Source organism: Pseudophaeobacter sp. EL27, from assembly GCF_900313025.1.
In the GTDB taxonomy this organism is placed as follows: Bacteria; Pseudomonadota; Alphaproteobacteria; order Rhodobacterales; family Rhodobacteraceae; genus Pseudophaeobacter.
In genome coordinates, this window is the sequence record NZ_OMPQ01000015.1 from 193,248 (window position 1) to 214,639 (window position 21,392).

Sequence of the window (21,392 nt, forward strand, 5' to 3'; positions counted from 1 at the left end):
GCGTTTTAGGCTGGCACCTTCTGATTTAGGCTCTCCAACGCTTTGGCTTCAAATGCTTCCAGCGCGTCACTGTCCTGCGCCTTTGCGACCCGCGCGACCCAATCCTTGACCACAGTGATCTCCGGCATCAGATGCGGCGCCCAGAGGAAAGCAGAAGACATGATCAAATCGGCCAAGGACAGCTCATCACCCAGCAGATAGGGCTGATCCTTCAAGCCACTTTCCAGCTGCGCACCAACCTCGGTCATGGAGCGGAAAGTACCAACAAGCGCCGGATGATCGAGCCCGGCGAACTGCGCCACCAGCGCCGGTTCCAGCACACCACCATAATAATACATCCAAGACAGATAACCCCCACGCCCCTTGCTACCAGGCTTGGGGCTTAGGGGCTGGCCAAACAGCTCATCCAGATACATCATGATGGCGCCACTCTCGCGAATGGTCTCTCCCTCATCGGTGATCAAAAAGGGCACTTTGCCCTCCGGGTGGGCATTCATCGGATCCTTGCGACCGGAGCCATCGTTTTTGATGACATCCACGCAGATCACCTCAACCTCATCGAGCTTACCCATCAGCATCAGCTGAGAGATGACACGGGAGGAGCGGCTGTGGGGAGAATGGTAGAGCTTTGGCATTTTGAGTGAACCTTTCGGGTTTTGGGTTGTCGATGAGGGATGTATGACGCTACCCTCCTGCCAATTTCTGTCAGGAGTAGATGCCTAGGTTACCTCATGGCCAAATCCGATCGTCTCTTTCGTCTGCTGCACCTCATCCGGGGTTTGACACCACCTGTGACGGCCGCGCGGCTGGCCGCTGCGATGGAGGTGTCAGAGCGCACCATCTACCGCGATATCGACAGCCTGCGCGTCGCGGGTGCACGGATCGAAGGGGAAGCAGGGCTTGGCTACACCATGGTCGAGGACCCGGCCCTGCCGCCGCAGGCCTTTACCCAGATCGAAATCGAAGCCCTGACGCTGGGACTGGCCGATGTGGGGCAGCGTGGAGACCGCGATCTGGCCCTGGCGGCCAATGATGCGCTGGTCAAGATTCTGGCCACTCTTCCCGAACGCCAGCAACGCCAGGCCATGCATGCGGTCAATCTGGTGCATCGCTTTACGGCACCTCAAGTCCCCACAATCGACATGACGCTCCTGCGCGAATCCATGTGGGCCGAAGAGGCGCTGGAAATTGGCTACCGGGATCAAAAAGAGGCCTATACCTTGCGGCGCATCTACCCTCTGGCCCTCTCCTACCATGACCGCGCGGTGATGCTGTTGGCCTGGTGCTGCAAACGCCGTGATTTCCGCATGTTTCATGTCACCCGGATCGAGGGCTATGAAAAAACCGGCGAAAGCTATCGCCCACGCCGGGTGCCGCTGCTGCGGGAGTATATCGCCCATCTGCAGAACCGGGATCGGGTCAGATTGTACAAATCAAAGCAGGAGATCAGCCCTGTTCAGGACACAGGCCTGTCAGATTAAAGCTGGGCGGCGGCTGTTTCACGAATGCGTTCGATCATCGCCCGCACCCCATTCGAGCGCTGCGCTGACAGATGCTCATTCAACCCCAATCGCTCCATCTCCGCACGGGCATCAACAGCCATAACCTCCGCCAGCGGCAGCCCATTGTAGAGGCTGCGCAGGACCGAGATCAAACCGCGCACGATAAGCGCATCGCTTTCGCCGTCAAAATGAAAGCGCCCCTCTTCGATTTTTGGGTGCAACCAGACCTGGCTGGCACAGCCATCCACCTTAGTCGCAGACACTTTCAACGCCTCTTCCAGAGGCTCCATCGCCTTGCCCTGCTCAATCACATGGCGATAGCGATCTTCCCAGTCTTCCAGGAATTCGAAGTCTTCAACAATCTCTTCAAATGCGGCGCTGGCCATGATGGGGAGTCCCCTCGTTTGTGACGGAAATCAGCACTGCAGCACCTATGCCGCCTGCCCATGTTTTTCAACAGCTTTTCAAGCGCCGTACAATCAGGTAACCACAATCAACCAGAGTTAAAAGACGGGCGGGACGACATGCGCAAATCCTTGGCACTCATCTTGGCGGGCACGCTTGTACTTGCAGGCTGCGGCGGATGGAGTGATTCACGTATCAACCCAGGCAACTGGTTCGGTAAATCGAGATCCACACCCGTTGCTGCGACAAGCGCCGAAGTCACCAATCCGCTGCTCCCTGACCAAGGGCGCAAAAGCATCTTTGCCCGTGCAGACAAAGAAGATCTGAGTGTTCCGGTCGCAACGATCAGCGACTTGCGGGTTGAGCCCACTCCAAACGGAGCGATCATCCATGCCACTGGTATTGCCTCGCGACAGGGCGCTCATGAGGTGGAATTACGTTTGGTTCCGGATGCTGCGGAGAACACGCTGGAATACACCCTGCATGTTCTCTACCCAGTAGACCCGACCCCAGCCGGGAGCGCACACAGCCGCACCGTGCAGGCGGCGGTTACGATTTCTGAACAGAGCCTACGTGGCATTCGTACCATCCGTGTCAGCGGCGCCGAAAACGCCCGTGAAACACGCCGTCGCTAACTTCGCATCGCGAAGCTGTAGCTTAAGACAAAGCCCAGAGCCGGTAATTTCGGCTCTGGGCTTTGTTGATTCTAGTGACCGATAATTCAGAGAGGGTCGTGTAGAGCATCGGAAGCTGACTCAATCAGCCCGCAGCTTGAACCCGTCAACAGAGACTACATATCCCCCAGGCGCAGTAATTACAGGGCAACCACTTTGACCGACTGCCCCTTGGCGGCCAGGGCGATTTCACCATTGCACAGACGCAGCGCGTCCTCGCCAAAGACCTCATGACGCCAGCCCGTCAAGGCCGCCACGTCGCGCTCACCTGCGGCGATGGCATCCAGATCAGCGCTGGGGGCGATAAGTTTGGCTGCCACACCGGCAGATTCGGTCTTGGCCTTCAACAGTACCCGCAGCAGATCAGCCAGCGCCGGGTTAACCTGCAGCTTTTCCCGGCTGCGATCCATTTTGGGATGTTTGTCTGCCGGGCAATTCATCCCCTTGGCAACTGCTTGCAGAATGCCCTCTGCGATGACACCTTTGCGGGCCTCACGCAGCAACAGGCGCGATCCGCCAAGATCAGCTCCGGTGCGTGGCTTGGTCGAAGCGAGTTCTACCAATGCATCGTCTTTGAACACCCGGTTACGCGGCACGTTGTTGCTCTGGGCATAGTCCTCACGAAAGGCCGCCAATTCACGTACTACGGCGAGAAATTTCCCGGAAGAGGTTCGGGTTTTCACCCGGCGCCAGGCCTCTTGCGGCTGAATATTATAGGTCGCAGGATCGGTGAGCACCTGCAACTCTTCGGAAACCCAATGCGAGCGGCCACTGCGCTCCAGATCGGCGGCCAGATATTCATACACCCGGCGCAGATGGGTGACATCGGCCAGCGCATAGGCCTGCTGGGCTTCACTTAGGGGGCGACGGGACCAATCGGTAAAGCGCGAGCTTTTGTCGACGCCTTCCTTGACGATCTTGCGCACCAGAGTTTCATAGCCAACCTGATCGCCAAAGCCGCAGACCATGGCCGCAACCTGAGTGTCAAACAGCGGCTTAGGAAAAACATTGGCATCCACCCAGAAGATCTCCAGATCCTGCCGAGCGGCATGGAATACCTTGACCACGGATTCATCGCGAAACAGCTCATACAGCGGTTCCAGCGACAGCCCATCCGACAGCGGGTCCACCAGCACGGCATCGTTTTCACCATCGCCGGAAAAGGCGATCTGGATCAGGCAGAGCTTGGAGTAATAGGTACGTTCGCGCAGAAACTCGGTATCGACCGTCACGTAGGGGTAATTTGCGGCTTCTTCACAAAAGGCCTGCAGCTCGTCGGTGGTGGTCAGAGTTTTCATATATCACGACTTTTCTGGTGTTCTGGTCTAGTGGGCTGGCCATGGTGATACGCCTTTGCCGCCCGCAATGCAAACCGCCAGATCAGCCCTGCAGCAGCACCGGGGTGCGATCCCCCGCAGCAAAGCGCCGCAGCACTGCCGGATAGAGCCGATGCTCCTGCACCAAGACCCGCGCCGCCAGGTCTTCTGGGGTGTCGCCGGGCAAAACAGGCAGTCGCGCCTGCCCCAGAATGGGCCCGTCATCCAGCGCGGGCGTGACCTCATGCACGGTGCAGCCATGTTCGCTATCGCCAGCCTCCAGCGCCCGCGCATGGGTGTGCAGGCCTTTGTATTTGGGCAGCAGCGAGGGGTGAATATTCAGCATGCGACCCTGAAACGGCGTCACAAACCCCGCGGTCAGCACCCGCATGAACCCAGCGAGACAGACGATATCGGCGCCCGCCTCCAGAATCGGTTTAATCAGCTCAGCCTCAAAAGCGGCGCGATCGCCCTTGAAGGGGCGGTGATCTATCGCCGCCGTGGCAATCCCCGCAGCCGCGGCCTTTTTCAGCCCCCCTGCTTCGGCGTCATTTGACAGCACCAGACAGGGGCGGGCCGGATGGTCGCCAGTCATGCTCTCGATCAGCGCCACCATATTGGAGCCGCCGCCCGAGACCAGAATGGCAACCTTCTTCTTGTCGCTCACAGCAGTTTGCCCGAATAGCGCATGCCCGCACCAGCAGTGACAGTGCCCAGACGGCTGACGGTTTCGCCTTCGTCTTGCAGGATTTCCACCAGCTCATCGGCGCGATCGGCCGAGACCGACAGGATCATGCCGATACCGCAGTTGAAAGTCTTGAGCATTTCAGCCTCGGCAATGCCGCCAACTTCCGCCATCCATTTGAACACACCGGGCAGCTCCCAGGCCTCCAGGTCAATATCGGCCCCCAGATCCTCGGGCAGAACCCGTGGCAGGTTTTCGGTCAGGCCACCACCGGTGATATGGGCCAGCGCATGCACGCCCCCTGCCCGCACAGCCGCGAGGCTTTGTTTGACGTAAAGCCGCGTTGGCGTCAGCAGCGCCTCACCCAGGGTGCCCTCGCTGAACGGCGAATCCGCATCCCAGCCCAGGCCGGAGAGTTCAACAATCTTGCGCACCAGGGAGTAGCCATTGGAATGTACCCCATCAGAGGCCAGGCCCAGGAGCACGTCGCCCTCAACCACACCCGCAGGCAGGGCAGTGCCACGTTCCATGGCGCCAACCGCAAAGCCCGCGAGGTCAAAATCACCCTCAGGATACATGCCCGGCATCTCGGCGGTTTCGCCACCAATCAGCGCAGAGCCAGAGCGCACGCAGCCCTCGGCGATGCCTTCGATGATCCGCGCGGCAGTTTCTGTCTCCAGTTTGCCAGTGGCAAAATAGTCGAGAAAGAACAAAGGCTCAGCACCCTGACAGACCAGATCATTGACGCACATGGCCACCAGATCGATGCCCACACCGTCGACGACACCGGTATCAATCGCAATGCGTAGCTTGGTGCCAACACCATCGGTGGCGCCGACCAGAATGGGATCGCTATAGCCTGCGTCTTTAAGATCAAACAGCGCGCCAAAGCCGCCCAAACCACTCATCACGCCGGAGCGATTGGTACGCTTGGCAGCTGGTTTGATGCGATCCACCAGGGCATTGCCCGCGTCGATGTCCACACCTGCATCCGCATAGGTCAATCCGTTCTTGCCGCTGGTCATCTCTTGGCTCCTTAAAACTGGTTGCGCAGCCTTTAGCGCAAGGCGCCGCAGAAAGAAACAAGGGAATCTGCCGCACGCGCTACCTCGTGCGACAGAGGCCTTAGATCAGAGCCCAAATTGCCAGGGAGCAGCCTGGTATGCATAGCCGTCCTTCTGTCGCAGCACTCGGCCAAGACCTGGGAAATCAATATGGCTGCCCGTCAACAGGAGATTGTCCGACACCGCACGGTCCAGCATCTTGTGGCGCGTCGCCGCTGTCAGTACCGGGTCGGTATCAAAGGCAATGGTCCAATCCGGATAGGCAAACTGCAGGGCGGTGCTGTGAATGATATCCCCCCAGAACAAGAGCTGTTGCCCCTCGCTGTCCAGCATGTATCCGGTATGACCCGGCGTATGCCCTGGCAGCGGCAGAGCAGTGAAACCCGCAATCACGGCCTCTTCCCCTTTGATCAGCCGTAGCCGGTTTTGATAGGGAGAAACCGTCATACGTGCCATCTGGAAGAACCCGCGGCTGTTTTCCGGAACAGAGGCCATGATGGCATCGTCATACCAGAAATCCCATTCCACCTGCGACACCACCAACTCTGCATTGGCAAAGCGCGCCGCGCCATCTGACGCAACCAACCCGCCAGAGTGATCCGGATGCATATGGGTCAGAAGAACCATTGAGATGTCAGATGGATTCACGCCTATTGCGGCTAAACCAGCCCCCATGCCCCCCAGGTTAGGCCCCATCAGATTGGCAGTGCCCGCATCAATCAGTATCTTGTCCGTGCCCCGCTCTACCAGATAGCCGTTTACCGGGATGTTCATCCCCTCCGGTGACATTTGGTGCAGCCCTTTTGCGAGCACTGCATCGGCCTTATCCGCATCATAATTGGCAAAGAGCTGTGTCCCCAATGGCAGATGACCATCCAAGAATACCGTCACACGCGCCTCCCCCAGCGAAAACTGATGCAAAACCGGAGGCAGCCCCTGTGCGAGAACTTGGGTCTCAGCCACAGCCTGGCCCGATGCTAGAGCAGCCGCAGGCACTGTAGTAAGTGCGGCAAGAAGGGTTCTACGATTGATCGTCATAAGGATCTCCAATATGGTTTTGACGAAGTTTTGGTCGCACCCCCGATTTAGTTTAGCCAGATTGACCACCGTAGACCCAGATCACCTATTAGGGATATAAGCAGGATTTATAGCGAACATGGATCGATTGGGATTATTGGAGAGCTTCGTTATCGCTCTGGACGAAGGCAGCCTCAATCGCGCCGCCCAGCGCCGGGGTATCAGCCAGCCCGCGATGAGCCTGCAAATCAAACAGCTCGAGACACTATTGGGTCATGAGTTGCTGCATCGCTCCTCAACTGGGGTAAAGCCAACCCGCGCCGGCCAGCTGATCTATACCCAAGCGCAGGCGCTGCTATCGGGCTATGATAGAATGTGTGCAGAGCTGAGCGCACTGGAAGAAAGCGTCTCGGGCACCTTCCGGATCAGTACCAGCACCTTTTTTGGCCGCATCATCCTTGGTCCTGTACTTCTGGAGATCAATCAGGCCTACCCCGATCTGAATATCGTCATGAAGCTCGAAGACCGGCTGATTGATGTGGTTCGTGAAAACGTCGACCTGGCAATCCGATCCGGAACGCTTGGCGACATGGACGGGGCGGCGCGTAAAATCGCACAGATGGAAACTGTGCTTTTTGCCACGCCCAGCTACCTGGACCAAACCGGACGCCCCAAGGTTCCGGAAGACCTGAAGCGGCTGAAATTCATCCAACACCATGAAGATCAGACCGGAGGTTTCTTCCCGCTTATGCTGGAGGGTGTCGAATACCAAGCTCCAGTCCATGTGGGCTTTACCGCCGATGACCCTGATCTGATCATCCGCGCGGTCACCAACCACACCGGATATGCCCGCGCCCCCCGGTTGTTTCTGGAAGAGGCGCTTTGGGACGGTCGGTTCGAGGAAGTCTTACCTTCCTATCACCCCCCACACAAAGACATCTATGCCGTCTACCCCTCACGCCATAGCTATGACAAGCGCCACGACGTTGTCATCACAGCCCTCCTAGAGCGCATGGAAGCAATGTCAGTGGCTTCAATCGCCCGACAACGCCCTCCGGCTGCAATCTTGGCTTGACCTTCTTGCAGGCATTTTCTAACCACATGCCCAGTGGGCCTGTAGCTCAACGGTTAGAGCAGAGCGCTCATAACGCTTTGGTTGCGGGTTCAAATCCTGCCGGGCCTACCACCACTGCCAGAAAATTCAATGTTTTCAATTCCTAAGTAGTACCGCACTGCGCGAAATCCGCTTTATAGGTTTCAATGGGTTACGAGCAAAGTGTACCGCAGTTTGCGGTCAAAAATGTCCTTTTTGCAAATTTTTCTAACGATCCGGATCCTGAACTCTGGCCCGCTACGGTGTAAACAACACGTCCCTTGCTCAAGCTATTGATTTTAGGACTAAGGGACGCTTTCTATTCAACCTTTTTCCACCACCTACGCGAGCTTAGCCGGTTCAATACAGTTCACAGCATCTATGGACACCTCGCTACTCTAACGAAGTGTCCCTTCTACATTGCTTAGGACTGGCAGTTCCCACGAAAGGCGACCACACCAAGAGAAAGACCCCAGCTGATGCCAGGGCCTTTGGGTTTTCCTCTTGCAGCAACAAGCCTCACTCAAACCAAAGCCGCCACCACGAAAAAGCGCTATCAGGGGGCAGCGGAGAAGAAGATCCGGTATTCCCTGACGTTCTTCATCCGGCACCAGGAGCAACGCATTTTACTGATGGCAAAACACACCGTCCCCTGATCCCCAAGCTTCTTGATGAAATCCAGAACCCGCACTGATTCAGCATGACCGTAGTTGCACATCACATAGATGTTCCTGCTGATCGATCACTGAAAGTTTGGTTTCGCCGCGCATTAACATTAGCGATGAAAAGGAGAGGCTATTTAGCCTGACCAGCCCTAGAACCAAAGGTCATCTAAGAAGGAAACTCCAACGTACAAGGTCCGCTTCCTGCGCCTAGCTGCCCCCTCTGAGCCAATCAAAGGCCACTCGCTGCTCTGGCGGTCGTCTGAAGTCAGCTCTCAGCCCAAACAAGACATTCGTGCCAGGTGCAGCGAGCGACCGGGCGCTTACACAGAAGCGAGAACCGGACTTTCGCCTCGGGTGCGCAATCTCATGGGTGACATCGCAAAAACTGTCATCTTATGAGAATTCGAATCTACGCATGCTACAAACGATCTATTGGCGGCAGAGAGCCCGACCTGTGAATTCGACTTCCTCTCAGCGTTTGCCCGTATTGCGATAAATTCTGCGGCGGCGCAGATCACGGCATTACAGTATTGCGGAATTACAGTATTGTGGAAATTTCGGCCATTTACTCAGGGGGCGGCGATTTTGCAGCCTTGAATTCGCGCTTCATGGACAAACCAAACTTGTTCCACAGACATTAAATAGCAGTAAGGCGCTAACGTTAGAATAGGCTGCTCACCGGGCTCGCAAGCCCGGCGCGTTTCATTTTCAGCGTGGTGCCCGGCTCAGCTGCGCCCTTTCCAAGGAACCAGCCAGTTCTCGGCCCGGCGCATCAGCACATCGATGCCAAAGCCGATAACTCCGATAAGTATGATCCCCATGAGCACGATGTCGGTCAGTTGGAACTTGGATGCGACCATGATCATCATCCCGGCGCCTTCCGACGCCGCAACCAGTTCGGCCGCAACCACCGTGCCCCAACAGACCCCCATGGCGACACGCGCGCCGGTAAAGATCTCGGGCAGCGAGTTAGGCATGATGACATGGCGCATGATCTGCAGCTTGCTTGCGCCCAAGGAATAGGCCGCATGCACCTTGGAGATATTGACCCCCGACACACCTGCCCGCGCCGAAATCGCCATGATCCAAAGCGAAGCCAAGAACAACAGGATGATCTTGCCCACCTCGCCGATGCCAAACCAGATGATAACCAGCGGGATCAGCGCCAGCGGCGGCACTGGGCGCATGAATTCCACGATCGGTTCGAACCAGCCACGGAACCAGTCGCTCAAACCCATCGCATAGCCCAGAGGGATCCCGATCAGCGCCCCGAAGAAGAAGCCCGCAATCACGCGAAACAGCGAATAGCCCAGGTGTTTCCACAGCGTGCTGTCACGGTAGCCTTCATTGGCAATTTCAATCACACGGCCCACAACAGCTTCGGGCGGCGGCAGCCAGATCGGCTCCATCTGCAAGCCCTTGGGCGGAGAGAAGCTGATCGCGCCCTTGCTGGTCAGGGCAAAGCGCCCCGCATCGGTACGGATCGAGCCGCCCGGTGCAATCGCGACACCATCAATGGCGACAACCCGGGTCCCATCTTTGCGCGTGACCTCGTCATTCTTGTCAAACAGCACAGTGGCCGAACGCGAGGCGGACATGGCCAGCGCATCGTCCTTGGCAAACCCGTCGCCGAGCGGCACGTCAAACTTCTCCGGCTTCTCACCGAAATCCACGACGCGCACATGCACTGTGGCATCATCGCGTTCGCCATCTTGGGTGGCCACCGTATAGGTAAAGGATGTCTCGCCGACAAACGGTCCCGGCGCGTGCAGGAACCCCGGCACCCAGGCCGACCCTGTGAAGGATCCCCAAAGCAGGAAAATCGTCAGAACCGAGACCACCGAAGCAGACCGGTTCGAAATCACCGCGCTTTCGTCGCCAAAGGTCACGGTTTTGAGCGAGGTAAAATCAGTACTCGTGCGCTGCACGAAGAACCGCACAACAAGGAAGGAGATCACGAAAATCGCGACGTATACCAGCAGGATCATCAAACCGATCATTGCATTTCCTCCGAACGACCCATGATTTCTTCTTCCATGTCCCAGATCATTTCCAGGATTTCTTCGCGCGTCGTGGCATAGCCTTCTGCTTTCTTGACTTCGCGCAGGTCACCCCCAACGCCCATTTCGGCAAAGGGAAGCCTGTATTCCTTGTGAATGCGTCCTGGACGCGGGGCCATAACGAGAAGTCGCTCGCCCAAAAGCAGGGCCTCTTCCACGGAGTGAGTGATCAGGATGATGGTCTTGCCCGTCTCTTTCCAGAGCTTCAGCACGAGGCCCTGCATCTTTTCGCGGGTCAGCGCATCCAGCGCGCCCAGCGGTTCATCCATGAGGATCACGTCAGGATCATTGGCCAGGCAGCGGGCAAGCGCCACACGCTGCTGCATGCCTCCGGAAAGTTCAAAGATCGCCTTGTCCTTGAAATCGCCAAGACCGGTCACGTCAAGCAGGTGATCCACCTGATTGCCCCATTCCGCTTCGGTCTGCCCCTTCATCCTTGGGCCGAAGCTGACATTTTCGCGCACGTTCATCCATTCGAACAAAGCGCCTTGTTGGAACACCATGCCGCGCTCGGCGTCGGGGCCCTTGACCACGTGCCCGTTCATGGTGATTTGACCTCCTGTCGGCGCCAGAAACCCGGCCGCGATGTTCAGCAAGGTGGTCTTGCCACAGCCCGAAGGGCCGAGCACGCTCAGAAGCTCACCGGGCTTGAGATGCAGCGAGACGTCTTTCAGCGCCTGCACCGAACTGCCGTTGGGCAGATCAAAGCGCATAGAGATGCTTTCAATAGATAGTCCTGACATAGGCAGCACGTCCCTTTTGAGAAATGTGTGGGAGGACGGACGGCCCCGGACGGAGCCACTCTGAAAGGCAGCGACCCGCGCCGCTGCCCCAGTTGGTATCCTTAATTGCCACCGGCGCTTGCAAGCGGATCGGTGTTGACGTTGCTCTCATAGGAATCGAGGGCCGCGTTGATGCTCTTGGCCTCGACAAACACGTCCGCAACGCCCTTCATGAAGGTCTGAGCATTCCCACCAAGCCACTTCTCCGAAAGCTGATCGTCAACAGTCGGGAAGGTGAAGGTCGCGATGGTTTCCGCGGTGGCGGCTTCATCCATGCCCGCGTCCTTGGCAATCAGCGGCAGCATTTTTGCGTGGTTGGCCGGATCGGCCCACATTGCGTTAGCATCTGCCGTCACCTTGAGGAACTGGGAAACCACGTCGCCGTTCTCGGCAACCCAGTCAGCCGGGCCGGAGGTGACATCAAACACCAGGATGCCAATCTCGGTCTTTTCAGCACCGGTCAGCAGCACGTTGCCATGCTCCAGAGCGCGGCGCAGTGATCCGCCCCAGCCGCAGAACATGTCGATTGAGCCCTGTGCAATCGCAGCGGCCGCATCCGGCGGATCCATGTCGACCACATCCATCGAGGCGACATCAACGCCAAAGTGGCTCATCTGCTTGAGGAAGCCATAATGCGCGGCGGTGCCCAGCGGCACAGCGACTTTCCGGCCGGCCAGTTCGCCCGCATTGGTCTTGTCGATCTCCAGTTCCGAACGCACGACGCAGTTATCGTTGTCAGCATAGCTCACGGCGACATCAAGGATCTCCAGATTTTGCCCGGCGCTGGCGGCAACTACGAAAGGCGGCAGGCCCTGGCTGACCGAAAGGTGAACATCACCCGAGGCCATGGCAGCTGACATTTTCACACCGCTTTCAAAGCTGACCCAGTTGATGTCCATGCCAAGGACTTCTTCATAAGTGCCCATCTGCTTGGCATATTCGAACGGCATCGGCCATTCGAGGAAATAGGCCACGGTGATGCTCTCGGCGCTGGCCTGTGCAGCGGCAAGTCCGGCCACGCCGGCTGCAAAAGCTGCAATGGTATTTCTGAGGGGCTTCGTCTTCATTGTAGTCTCCCTGTTCTTTTTCTGGGTCGCTTCCTTGCGACTTGGGTAAGCCGCGAAGAATTCCGGCTGTTAATATCTCGCAATGTTTTCCGCCCATTTGTCCAATAAAACTCGATTTTCGCAAAAAGATGGACTTTAGTTCCGAAATTTTCGAATGTAGCGCAGGATTCGCATAGATATCATGCAAAAGGTCGGTCATGCAGCGCAGTAACCTAAGCCTTCGCGGGCTCGAGATCTTTCAACTGATCTCCAAATCGGGCTCGGTCCGCAAGGTCTCCGAGGAAACCGGTCTCTCGATCAGCACCATATCACACCATTTGCGAAGTATTGAAGATAGCCTTGGGGTCGACCTAGTAGACCATTCCCGCCGCCCGATGGTATTGACCCCCGCAGGTGAAGTTTTTGCCCATCACGTCGGAATTGGGTTGCAGGCGATTCGTCGGGGTGAAACAGAGCTCACAGCAGGCAACCTTGCCCAGGTCCGGGAGCTGCGCCTGGGCATTGTCGATGATTTCGATAGCGAGGTCGCACCGGAACTGGCCCAATTCCTGTCTCAGGCCATGCCAAAATGTACGTTTAAACACCTCACCCGTCCCAGCCACGACATCATCCGCCTGCTGCACGAAAAGAAGCTCGACATCGGTATGGCGACGCGCCCGATCAGTGGGGATGCGGGGCTGGTCGAACTGCCTTTGCTGCGCGATCCTTTTGTGATTGCCTTGCCGGCCAATGCCACGGAACCGCCCGAAGCCTATCTGGCAGGACGGTCAAAACTGCCCTTCCTGCGCTATTCCAAGAACCTGATTATTGGCAACCTGATCGAACTGCATTTACGGCGCACGCAGATATCCTTGGACAACCGCTTTGAGCTGGAGAGCAACCATTCCCTGCTTGGCATGGTTGCAGAAGGCACCGGCTGGGCGATCACCACGCCGGCCAGCTACAACCGCGTCAAACGCTATCAAAACCGCATCACGCTCCATGCCTTCCAGAACAAGAGCTTTGCGCGGGAATTGTCGTTGTTTCGCGCGGACTACTATCCTCAGGCGACGGCCGATCTGATCGGCGGCACGTTGCGGCGCCTGCTGTCGCGCCATTTCATCGAACCGATCCTGGATAACCACCCTTGGCTTTCCAATGATTATCGTCTGCTGGAAAAGCCCGGAACCGACAGTTAACGCCCCTAACAGATAACGGCCTTTCCGTACCCAAAACCGCTCTGCGATGCCTTTGCGGGCTTGTCAATTCGTGAGATCCGAAACAACTGGCAAACTAAATTCGATTTTTTCCAATCTGAAGACTTCCCATTGCGCCACCGCCGACCCTGCGAGCAGTTTGCAGGCAACGCATTAGGAGATCGCAATGAAATCGAGAACCAAAGTAGTGGTCATTGGCGGCGGCATCGCTGGCTGCTCGACACTCTATCATCTCACCCGGGAAGGTTGGAGCGACGTGGTCCTCGTTGAACGCAACGAGCTGACCAGCGGCACCACCTGGCACTCGGCCGCGCAGGTCACGAACTTTGGTGGCAACCAGACCATGGTTGGGCTGAAGACCCATTCCATCAACCTTTACAAAGAGTTGTCGGAGAACCCTGAATATCCGATCAACTATCACCACGCTGATGGCGGCATCCGACTGGCCAATACCGAAGAGCAGATGCAGGGCTATCGGCATTTCTCTTCGATGGCTCGCGGCATGGGCGTGGATCTGGAAGTGATCGACGCCGAGGAATGCGCCCGCCGCCACCCGCTGATTTCCACCACCAACCTGTTGGGTGGCCTTTGGGATCCGCTGGATGGCGATATCGATCCGGCGCAGCTGTGCCAGGCGCTGGCGTATCATGCGCGCAAGGCCGGGGCCGAAGTCTATCGCAACACGCCTGTCACCGCGCTGACCCAACACAAGGACGACACCTGGACCGTGCACACCGAACATGGCGATATCGACTGTGACATCGTGGTCAACGCCTGCGGTTACCGCGTGAACGAAGTGGGCGCGATGATGGGTGTGCATCACCCGGTGGCGTCAATGGAGCACCAATATTTCCTGACCGAGGACATCCCGGCCATTGCCGAGGCCGGCCACCGCATGCCGCTATTGCGCTGCCCGATCTCGGACTATTACTCGCGCCAGGAAAAAGGCGGTCTGCTGGTCGGCTTTTATGAACAGGACTGCAAGACCTGGGGCATGGACGGGATCGACCCGAACTTTGTGAATGCGCTGTGCCCGGACGATCTGGACCGCGTGATGGATGTGCTGGCCGGTGCCTTTGAACGTATGCCCGCGCTGGAAGAAACTGGTATCCGCTCCATCGTCAACGGCCCGATCACCTATACCATCGACGGCGCTCCGCTGGTGGGTCCGATCCCGGGCAAGCGCAACGCGTTCTGCATCATCGGGTTGCGCGCTGGTCTGGGCGAAGGCGGCGGCCACGGCTGGCTTCTGGCGCAACAGATCGTGCATGGTGAAGCCCAGTATGACACCTGGTGCATCGATCCGCGCCGATTTACCGGGCACACCAACGTGGAACTGACCGCACTGAAGGCCATCGAAGACTATCAGAACGAATTCCGCTTTCACTTCCCCCACGAACACCGCCCTGCCGGCCGTCCCGCGAAAACCACGCCGCTGACCCCTGTCCTTGCCGCTGAAGGCGCCGAATTCACCGTGGTCAACGGCTGGGAACGTGTCGACTACATCAAGCCCAGCCCCGATTTCCACCCGTCGTTGTCGTTCAACTTTGACGAAGCCTTCGACATCGTCGGGGCCGAAGTCAAAAATGTTCAGGACAATGTCGGCCTGTGTGAGGTCAACGGCTTCAACCGGTTCGAAATCACCGGTGCGGATCGCCACAGCTTCCTCGACCGTTTGTTCTGCGGCAACGTGACCAAACGCGACGGCCGGGTTGGCCTCGGTTACATGCTGAACGACCACGGCATGGTCAAAGGCGAAGCAACAGTCGCCAACTTGCCCGAAAGCGACTGTGGTCCGGCGCGGGTGTGGTTCGGTTCGGCAGCGGCTGCCGAGTTCCACGACATGGACTGGCTGACCCAGCATGTGCGCGACCACGAAGACGTCGAGATCAAATCGCTGACCAATGACCAGACCATCCTGGTTCTGGCCGGCCCCAATGCGCGTAAAGTGCTCAGCGCTTGTGCGCGTGGAGACTGGTCGAAACAGGCCTTCCCCTGGCTGTCAGCGCGCGAATGCTTCATTGGTTTTTCGCCCGCAACCGTGCTGGGTGTCAGCTTCTCGGGCGAGCTGGCTTACGAAATCCATGTTCCAAATGCTTCGCTTTACGCGGTCTACCTGGCGCTCCGTGCTGCGGGTGAGGCCTACGGCATGCAGCTGTTTGGCGCCCGCGCCGTGGACTCGATGCGCATGGAAAAAGGGTTCTTGCACTGGAAAGCCGACCTGCTGACCGAGTTCGACCCGTTTGAAACCGCGTTGGACCGGTTCGTGAAGCTGGACAAGGAGGCCGACTTTATCGGCAAGGAGGCGCTGCGCAAACGGCATGCCGAAGGTCCGCGCAGCAAGCTGGTCTCCCTCAGGATAGACGCGACCCACGCCCCTGCCCATGGTGGCGCCTCGCTGATGCAGGGCGACGCGGTGGTTGGCACCATCACCTCGGGCGACTGGGGCCACCGCGTCGGCATGAACCTTGCCTACGCCTTCGTCGAGCCTAGTCTGGCAAAAGAAGGCAGTACCATGGAGCTGGACCTGTGCGGGGACCGGGTACCGGCCACCGTCATAACGCCGTCTCCTTACGATCCCAGCTACGAACTGATGCGGAGTTAAACCATGTCGCAGGAGGTTCGTGTTACCATTCTGGTTGCCAACGGCTTCGTGCCCACGGAACTGGCGCTTGCACAGGATATCTTGCGCATCGCCACCCGCGTGGGTCGTGGTCTGACTTTCACTTGTCAGGTCTGTTCAATGAACGGCGAAGACTTTGTTGAAGTTCTTGGCGGTTTGTTGGCCCGAACCGAAGGTTTCTCGGTTGACGAGGCTGTTCTTCCAGACCACCTGATCGTTTTAGGTGGCAAGGGGGCATGTTCCGGGTTTTCTCAATTGCGCGCACGATTGCGATGGTTCGAACGCATGGGCCGGGACGTTCTTTTGCTGTCCGATGCCGCGTCGGAATGGAAGCAACTCTACCCTGACGACGCACTGGTTACGACACACTGGGAAATCCAACAGCGCGCCCGCGACGCGGGTCATGGGCTCGATGGCGCGCTCCCTCTTTTTTCCCAGGCCAGCCGCATCACCACCGCCGCTGGTATGGCATCCACCGCCGACGTAGTTCTAAACCGGATCGTGGCGCCTAAATCGCTGCAACTGGCCCAGGCCGTCGGTCAGGTCTTGCTCCTGCACGGCATCCGGGAAGGCGACACCAGCCAACCGTGCAGTGTCAACGACGTTGGAGCACTTCGTCTTCCCGGGCTGGAACCAGTGGTTGCTGCAATGGAACAGAACATGGATACGCCGCTCAAAACCACTGAACTCGCCGAGATAGTTGGCTTGTCGGTCCGCCAGTTGGAACGCAAGTTTCTTAGCATCGTTGGCCAAAGTCCGGCGGCGTTTTATCGATCGCTACGATTGCACCGCGCACGCAATCTAATCGAGCATACAGCCCTACCTCTTTGCGAAGTAGCCCTGGCCTGCGGGCTGGGCACCACGTCGAACTTTTCACGTAGGTACGCCCTCGAGTTTGGCGTGAGCCCAACACGGCGGCGTGCCCAGCTGTCCGCCACCGCGTCACAAGAAAAGCCTACAACACACACTCAAGGAATTCAGAATGCACCTATCTCGCTTCCCACGCGTCCATCTCGCCCATCTGTCTACGCCACTCGAACCGATGAAGCGTTTGTCGGAGGCGCTCGGCGTTGATCTGTGGATCAAACGCGACGATTGCACTGGCATGTCCACGGGCGGGAACAAGACCCGCAAGCTGGAATTCCTGATGGCCGAGGCGCTGGAACAGGGGGCTGATATGGTCATGACCCAGGGTGCCACACAGACCAACCATGGTCGCCAAACAGCAGCCTTTGCCGCCAAACTGGGGCTGAAGTGCCATATCCTGTTGGAAGATCGCACTGGTTATCAGGACGGGAATTACAACACCAACGGCAATGTGTTGCTCGACCATTTGCATGGCGCCACGACTGAAAAGTTTCCAGGCGGCCACGATATGCCCGGGGAAATGGAGCGCGCGGCTGAAAAAATGCGTGCAAAGGGCCATAAGGTCTATGTGATCCCTGGTGGCGGGTCGAATCCGACCGGCGCGCTTGGCTATGTGAACTGCGCCTTTGAACTTCTTGCCCAGGCCAATGAAACCGGACTAAAAATTGACCGAGTTGTGCATGCGACCGGGTCGTCAGGCACTCAGGCCGGGCTGGTGACCGGGCTTTGCGCGATGAACTCCGCCGTTCCGGTACTGGGCATCGGCACGCGTGCACCGCAACCGAAACAGGAACAGATGGTGTATGACCTGGCGTGCAAGACCGCCGAGAAGCTCGGTTGCCCGGGCGTGGTCAAGCGCGAAGATGTCATGGCCAACACCGACTATGTCGGCGAAGGGTATGGCGTACCCACTGAAAGCGGCATCGAGGCCATCCGGATGTTTGCCGAACTGGAAGGGATTCTGCTGGACCCCTGCTATTCGGCCAAGGGTGCAGCAGGCCTGATCGACCTCGCGCGCAAGGGCGCATTCAAGGACGAAACCGTAGTGTTCCTGCACACCGGCGGGGCAGCCGCCCTGGGCGGGTACGATTTCGCATTCGATAACGCTGACCGCTGGGTCAACCTGTAAGGAGACGGCCACCGTGGTGTGCAAATTCACAGGATCATTCACGCAACAGGAAGCGCTTCCTGCCGCAGCTGTGGATGCCGCAGTGGCCGTGCTGAATACCGGCCGCCTGCATCGCTATAACCTGGCCGAAGGTGAACCCGGCGAGGTTGCCATTCTGGAGGCCGCGTATCGCGAATGGCAGGGCAGCGCGTTTTGCCTTGCGGTCACCTCCGGGGGGCAAGCCCTGCAAATTGCCATGCGCGCTTGCGGAGTCACACCCGGCACGCCGGTGTTGACCAATGCCTTCACGCTCGCCCCTGTTCCTGGTGCGATTGCGGCGGTCGGGGGCAATCCGGTTCTGGTCGAAATTGACGAAACCCTGCGTCTGGACCTGACCGACTTGGAACAGAAAATCGATACCAGCGGCGCAAAGGTTCTGCTGGTGTCGCATATGCGTGGACATCTCTGCGACATGGAGAGGCTCATGCAGATCTGCGACGACAGGGATGTCGTGGTGATCGAGGATTGCGCCCATACCATGGGGGCAACATGGAATGGCAAGCGTTCAGGTAATTTCGGAGCGATGGCTTGTTTCTCGACCCAGACTTACAAGCATATGAATTCCGGCGAAGGCGGTTTGCTGACAACTGACAATGCGGATCTGGCGGCCCGCGCAACGATCCTGTCAGGAAGTTACATGCTGTACGGACGCCACGGAGCTGGCCCCGATGACGTCGCCTTTGCTGATGCCCGGCTAGACATGCCCAATTGTTCGGCCCGCATGGATGCGTTACGCGCCGCCGTTCTGCGTCCGCAGCTTGCACGGCTGGACCAGTCAATCACCCGCTGGAATAGGCGCTACAGAATTATCGAGGACGGTCTGTGCGATGCGCCGCATATCTCATTGATCATGCGTCCAGTCGCGGAACAGCCGGTCGGATCTTCGATCCAGTTCCGCCTGCCGGCTTTTTCCGCTGCTCGATGCCAGAGGGTGCTTGCCACGGCCTCCGAGCGTGGGGTTGATCTGAAATGGTTCGGCGGGTCGGAACCTTCCGGCTTTACCTCCTCTCATGGCACCTGGCGGTATATCCCGGTGCAGGCCCTGCCTACGACAGATTCAGTGCTATCGACATTGTTCGATATGCGCCTTCCCCTGACATTTTCAGAAGCAGACTGCGCCCTGATCGCCAAGATTATCCGCGACGTGGTGGATGAGGTGGCGACATGACGGGGTTTGCATCCAGACGCGTGGTCGGAATTCTGGGCGGCATGGGCCCTGAAGCGACGGTCCTGCTGCAACAGCGAGTATTGGCAACCGTAGCCGCCAGAGACGATTCCGATCATTTACCGCTGTTGATCGACATGAATCCGCAGATCCCGTCGCGCATTGCCCATCTGATTGACCAGACCGGAGAGGATCCCGGCCCGACTCTGGCGGCCATGGCTCAGCGGCTCGAGGCCGCAGGTGCCACTGCTCTGGGCATGCCGTGCAACACGGCGCATCACTATGCCAGCGCCGTGACCAAAGCCGTCACGATTCCACTTCTGAACATGATTGATCTGTCAGTTGCCAAGGCCGCCTGTCATTTGCGACCGGGTCAACACATCGGGTTTCTGGCTTCCCCTGCGGTACAATCGGCTGGCGTATTTGACGGGGCTCTCAGACAAGCCGGGTTGCAGCCGCTCTGGCCAGAGGACGGCGACCGCATGCTCTCTGCCATTCGAGAGATCAAAGCAAAGGGTCCGACAGCGCGCGCACGCCAAATCCTGATCGATGCGGCCCATGAACTGACCACCAAGGGCGCGGCCATCCTGTTTGTCGCCTGCTCCGAATTCTCACTTATCGCGCGCGATCTGCCAGAGGATTTTCCAACCCTCGACACTGTTGATGTGCTGGCAGATGCGATCCATGACCACACCCTTTCACAGGAAGTGAACCCGTGACCGTTACATATTTGAAAGAAGCCGCCCCCCGTCCTGCACTGGAAAACACCGGTATCCGCGAGGTTGTCAGCTCCATGTTGACAAATATCGAACGCGACGGCGAAGAGGCTGTGCGCCGCTATGCCAAAGAGCTCGACCGATGGGAGAGCGACATTGTCCTGTCCGATGCCGACCGCGCTGCAGCCTGCGCGAGAGTGCCTGAGGACGTGAAGGCCGACATCCGTTTTGCCTACGCCAATATTCGCCGCTTCGCCGAGGCGCAACAGGCGACGGTACAGGAATGCGAAATCGAGGTCATTCCTGGCTTGATCGCCGGGCAGAAGCAGATCCCGGTGTCCTGTGCAGGCTGTTATGTCCCTGGGGGACGCTACAGCCACATCGCCAGCGCGTTGATGACAATCACTACAGCCAAGGTTGCCGGGGTTCCCCATATCACTGCCGTATCGCCGCCGCGTGAAGGGGGCATCCCTGATGCCATCGTCTATGCAATGGATCTAAGTGGTGCCGATCTTATCCTGAATCTGGGCGGGGTTCAGGGGATCGCCGCCATGGCCCAGGGGCTGTTTGGTGGGAAGCCTGCGGATATATTGGTTGGCCCCGGCAATTCCTATGTCGCGGAAGCGAAGCGCATGCTGTTTGGTGATGTCGGCATCGACATGTTTGCCGGGCCGACGGACTCGTTGGTTATTGCTGATCACACGGCCTCGGTCGAAACCGTCTCCTGGGATCTGGTCAGCCAGGCCGAACACGGTACCGACAGCCCCGTCTGGTTGATCGCCACCGATCGCGCCCTGGCCGAAGGCGTGCTTGAGCGTGTCCACACGCTGATCGCCGACCTGCCGGAACCTAATGGCGCAGCGGCCCGTATCTCTTGGGAAGACCGGGCTGAGGTTATCCTGTGCGACACACGGGAAGAAGCAGTGGCCGTGTCCGATCGCTACGCGCCAGAGCACCTCCACGTACAGGCGGACCAGCTTGATTGGTGGCTGGATAAGCTCGGCGCCTATGGATCACTGTTCCTTGGCGCGGAAACGACCGTGTCCTTCGGTGACAAAACGTCAGGACCGAACCACGTCCTGCCCACCAGTGGTGCCGCGCGTTACACTGGCGGTCTGTCAGTCCACAAGTTCACCAAGACAGTGACCTGGCAACGGTGTAACTCTGAAGCCTCACACGAACTGGCGCAAAGGACCGCTCGAATTAGCCGTATGGAGGGCATGGAGGGCCACGCCCGCGCCGCTGAGATGCGTCTGACCGGAGCCTGAAACGGGGCATCTTACCCCATCTCCCCTTCTGCTGCGCCTTGTCCTAGCCTGTTCGGCTT

Annotated in this window: 19 protein-coding genes and 1 tRNA gene; 11 read left to right on the top strand and 9 right to left on the bottom strand. The window is 58.3% G+C overall.

From position 1 onward, the window contains the following. Positions 1–5: 5 nt before the first annotated feature. On the bottom strand, positions 6–635 hold the full coding sequence (locus tag ED661_RS19355) for a glutathione S-transferase family protein (RefSeq protein WP_122076204.1): 630 nt from the start codon (positions 633–635) through the stop codon (positions 6–8). A gap of 96 nt (positions 636–731) precedes the next feature. Between ED661_RS19355 and ED661_RS19360 the strand changes: the two genes are divergently transcribed. Then, positions 732–1,481 (top strand): YafY family protein, encoded by a 750-nt coding sequence (locus ED661_RS19360; protein WP_122076206.1) that lies wholly within the window; start codon positions 732–734, stop codon positions 1,479–1,481. Here ED661_RS19360 and ED661_RS19365 read toward each other — a convergent pair. Beyond that, on the bottom strand, positions 1,478–1,888 hold the full coding sequence (locus ED661_RS19365; RefSeq protein ID WP_122076208.1) for a SufE family protein: 411 nt from the start codon (positions 1,886–1,888) through the stop codon (positions 1,478–1,480). The two genes, ED661_RS19360 and ED661_RS19365, sit on opposite strands and share 4 nt — an antisense overlap. A gap of 138 nt (positions 1,889–2,026) precedes the next feature. On the opposite strand from ED661_RS19365, the gene ED661_RS19370 reads away from it, so the two are divergent. Beyond that, positions 2,027–2,542: a hypothetical protein gene (locus ED661_RS19370; protein ID WP_122077071.1), complete on the top strand. Its 516-nt coding sequence runs from the start codon at positions 2,027–2,029 to the stop codon at positions 2,540–2,542. Positions 2,543–2,721: 179 nt separating this feature from the next. On the opposite strand, the gene rnd is transcribed toward ED661_RS19370, so the two are convergent. The 4 genes from rnd to ED661_RS19390 all read right to left on the bottom strand — a co-directional run bounded on the left by rnd (position 2,722) and on the right by ED661_RS19390 (position 6,684). After that, positions 2,722–3,879 (bottom strand): ribonuclease D, encoded by a 1,158-nt coding sequence (gene rnd, locus ED661_RS19375; RefSeq protein WP_122076210.1) that lies wholly within the window; start codon positions 3,877–3,879, stop codon positions 2,722–2,724. 82 nt (positions 3,880–3,961) lie between these two features. Further along, a complete protein-coding gene (purN, locus tag ED661_RS19380) occupies positions 3,962–4,564 on the bottom strand; it encodes a phosphoribosylglycinamide formyltransferase (protein WP_122076212.1) in 603 nt (200 codons plus the stop codon). Continuing rightward, positions 4,561–5,607 carry a phosphoribosylformylglycinamidine cyclo-ligase gene (gene purM / locus ED661_RS19385; protein ID WP_122076214.1) on the bottom strand — a complete coding sequence of 349 codons (1,047 nt, stop codon included), beginning with the start codon at positions 5,605–5,607 and terminating at the stop codon, positions 4,561–4,563. The genes purN and purM overlap by 4 nt, the downstream gene beginning before the upstream one ends. Positions 5,608–5,712: 105 nt before the next feature. Beyond that, a complete protein-coding gene (locus ED661_RS19390; protein ID WP_122076216.1) occupies positions 5,713–6,684 on the bottom strand; it encodes an MBL fold metallo-hydrolase in 972 nt (323 codons plus the stop codon). Between the two features lie 118 nt (positions 6,685–6,802). Here ED661_RS19390 and ED661_RS19395 point away from each other — a divergent pair, with 118 nt between their 5' ends. Both ED661_RS19395 and ED661_RS19400 read left to right on the top strand, forming a co-directional pair. After that, positions 6,803–7,738, top strand: coding sequence for a LysR family transcriptional regulator (locus ED661_RS19395; RefSeq protein WP_122076218.1), 936 nt, complete (start codon positions 6,803–6,805; stop codon positions 7,736–7,738). A gap of 35 nt (positions 7,739–7,773) precedes the next feature. Then, positions 7,774–7,849: transfer RNA gene (locus ED661_RS19400), tRNA-Ile, on the top strand. 1,297 nt (positions 7,850–9,146) lie between these two features. Here the strand turns inward: ED661_RS19400 and ED661_RS19405 are convergent. The 3 genes from ED661_RS19405 to ED661_RS19415 all read right to left on the bottom strand — a co-directional run bounded on the left by ED661_RS19405 (position 9,147) and on the right by ED661_RS19415 (position 12,330). Then, entirely contained in the window at positions 9,147–10,412 is a 1,266-nt protein-coding gene (locus ED661_RS19405; RefSeq protein ID WP_122077073.1) for an ABC transporter permease, read from the bottom strand. A gap of 5 nt (positions 10,413–10,417) precedes the next feature. Further along, on the bottom strand, positions 10,418–11,224 hold the full coding sequence (locus tag ED661_RS19410; RefSeq protein WP_054461212.1) for an ABC transporter ATP-binding protein: 807 nt from the start codon (positions 11,222–11,224) through the stop codon (positions 10,418–10,420). 101 nt (positions 11,225–11,325) lie between these two features. Next, complete coding sequence (locus ED661_RS19415) at positions 11,326–12,330, bottom strand: ABC transporter substrate-binding protein (protein ID WP_122076220.1); 1,005 nt, start codon at positions 12,328–12,330, stop codon at positions 11,326–11,328. Between the two features lie 197 nt (positions 12,331–12,527). On the opposite strand from ED661_RS19415, the gene ED661_RS19420 reads away from it, so the two are divergent. From ED661_RS19420 to hisD, 7 genes are all read left to right on the top strand, one after another. Then, positions 12,528–13,508: a LysR family transcriptional regulator gene (locus tag ED661_RS19420; RefSeq protein WP_122076222.1), complete on the top strand. Its 981-nt coding sequence runs from the start codon at positions 12,528–12,530 to the stop codon at positions 13,506–13,508. Between the two features lie 184 nt (positions 13,509–13,692). Further along, a complete protein-coding gene (locus ED661_RS19425; protein WP_122076224.1) occupies positions 13,693–16,131 on the top strand; it encodes an FAD-dependent oxidoreductase in 2,439 nt (812 codons plus the stop codon). 3 nt (positions 16,132–16,134) lie between these two features. Further along, complete coding sequence (locus ED661_RS19430) at positions 16,135–17,223, top strand: GlxA family transcriptional regulator (RefSeq protein WP_122076226.1); 1,089 nt, start codon at positions 16,135–16,137, stop codon at positions 17,221–17,223. After that, complete coding sequence (locus tag ED661_RS19435; RefSeq protein ID WP_122076228.1) at positions 17,132–18,145, top strand: D-cysteine desulfhydrase; 1,014 nt, start codon at positions 17,132–17,134, stop codon at positions 18,143–18,145. Before ED661_RS19430 ends, ED661_RS19435 begins: the two co-directional genes overlap by 92 nt. A 16-nt stretch (positions 18,146–18,161) precedes the next feature. Next, positions 18,162–19,352 carry a DegT/DnrJ/EryC1/StrS family aminotransferase gene (locus tag ED661_RS19440; protein ID WP_371412468.1) on the top strand — a complete coding sequence of 397 codons (1,191 nt, stop codon included), beginning with the start codon at positions 18,162–18,164 and terminating at the stop codon, positions 19,350–19,352. Next, the gene (locus ED661_RS19445) at positions 19,349–20,068 is read left to right on the top strand and encodes an aspartate/glutamate racemase family protein (protein ID WP_122076232.1); all 720 of its coding nucleotides are present in this window, start codon (positions 19,349–19,351) and stop codon (positions 20,066–20,068) included. The genes ED661_RS19440 and ED661_RS19445 overlap by 4 nt, the downstream gene beginning before the upstream one ends. Further along, the gene (gene hisD / locus ED661_RS19450; protein ID WP_122076234.1) at positions 20,065–21,333 is read left to right on the top strand and encodes a histidinol dehydrogenase; all 1,269 of its coding nucleotides are present in this window, start codon (positions 20,065–20,067) and stop codon (positions 21,331–21,333) included. The genes ED661_RS19445 and hisD overlap by 4 nt, the downstream gene beginning before the upstream one ends. Positions 21,334–21,392: the final 59 nt, after the last annotated feature.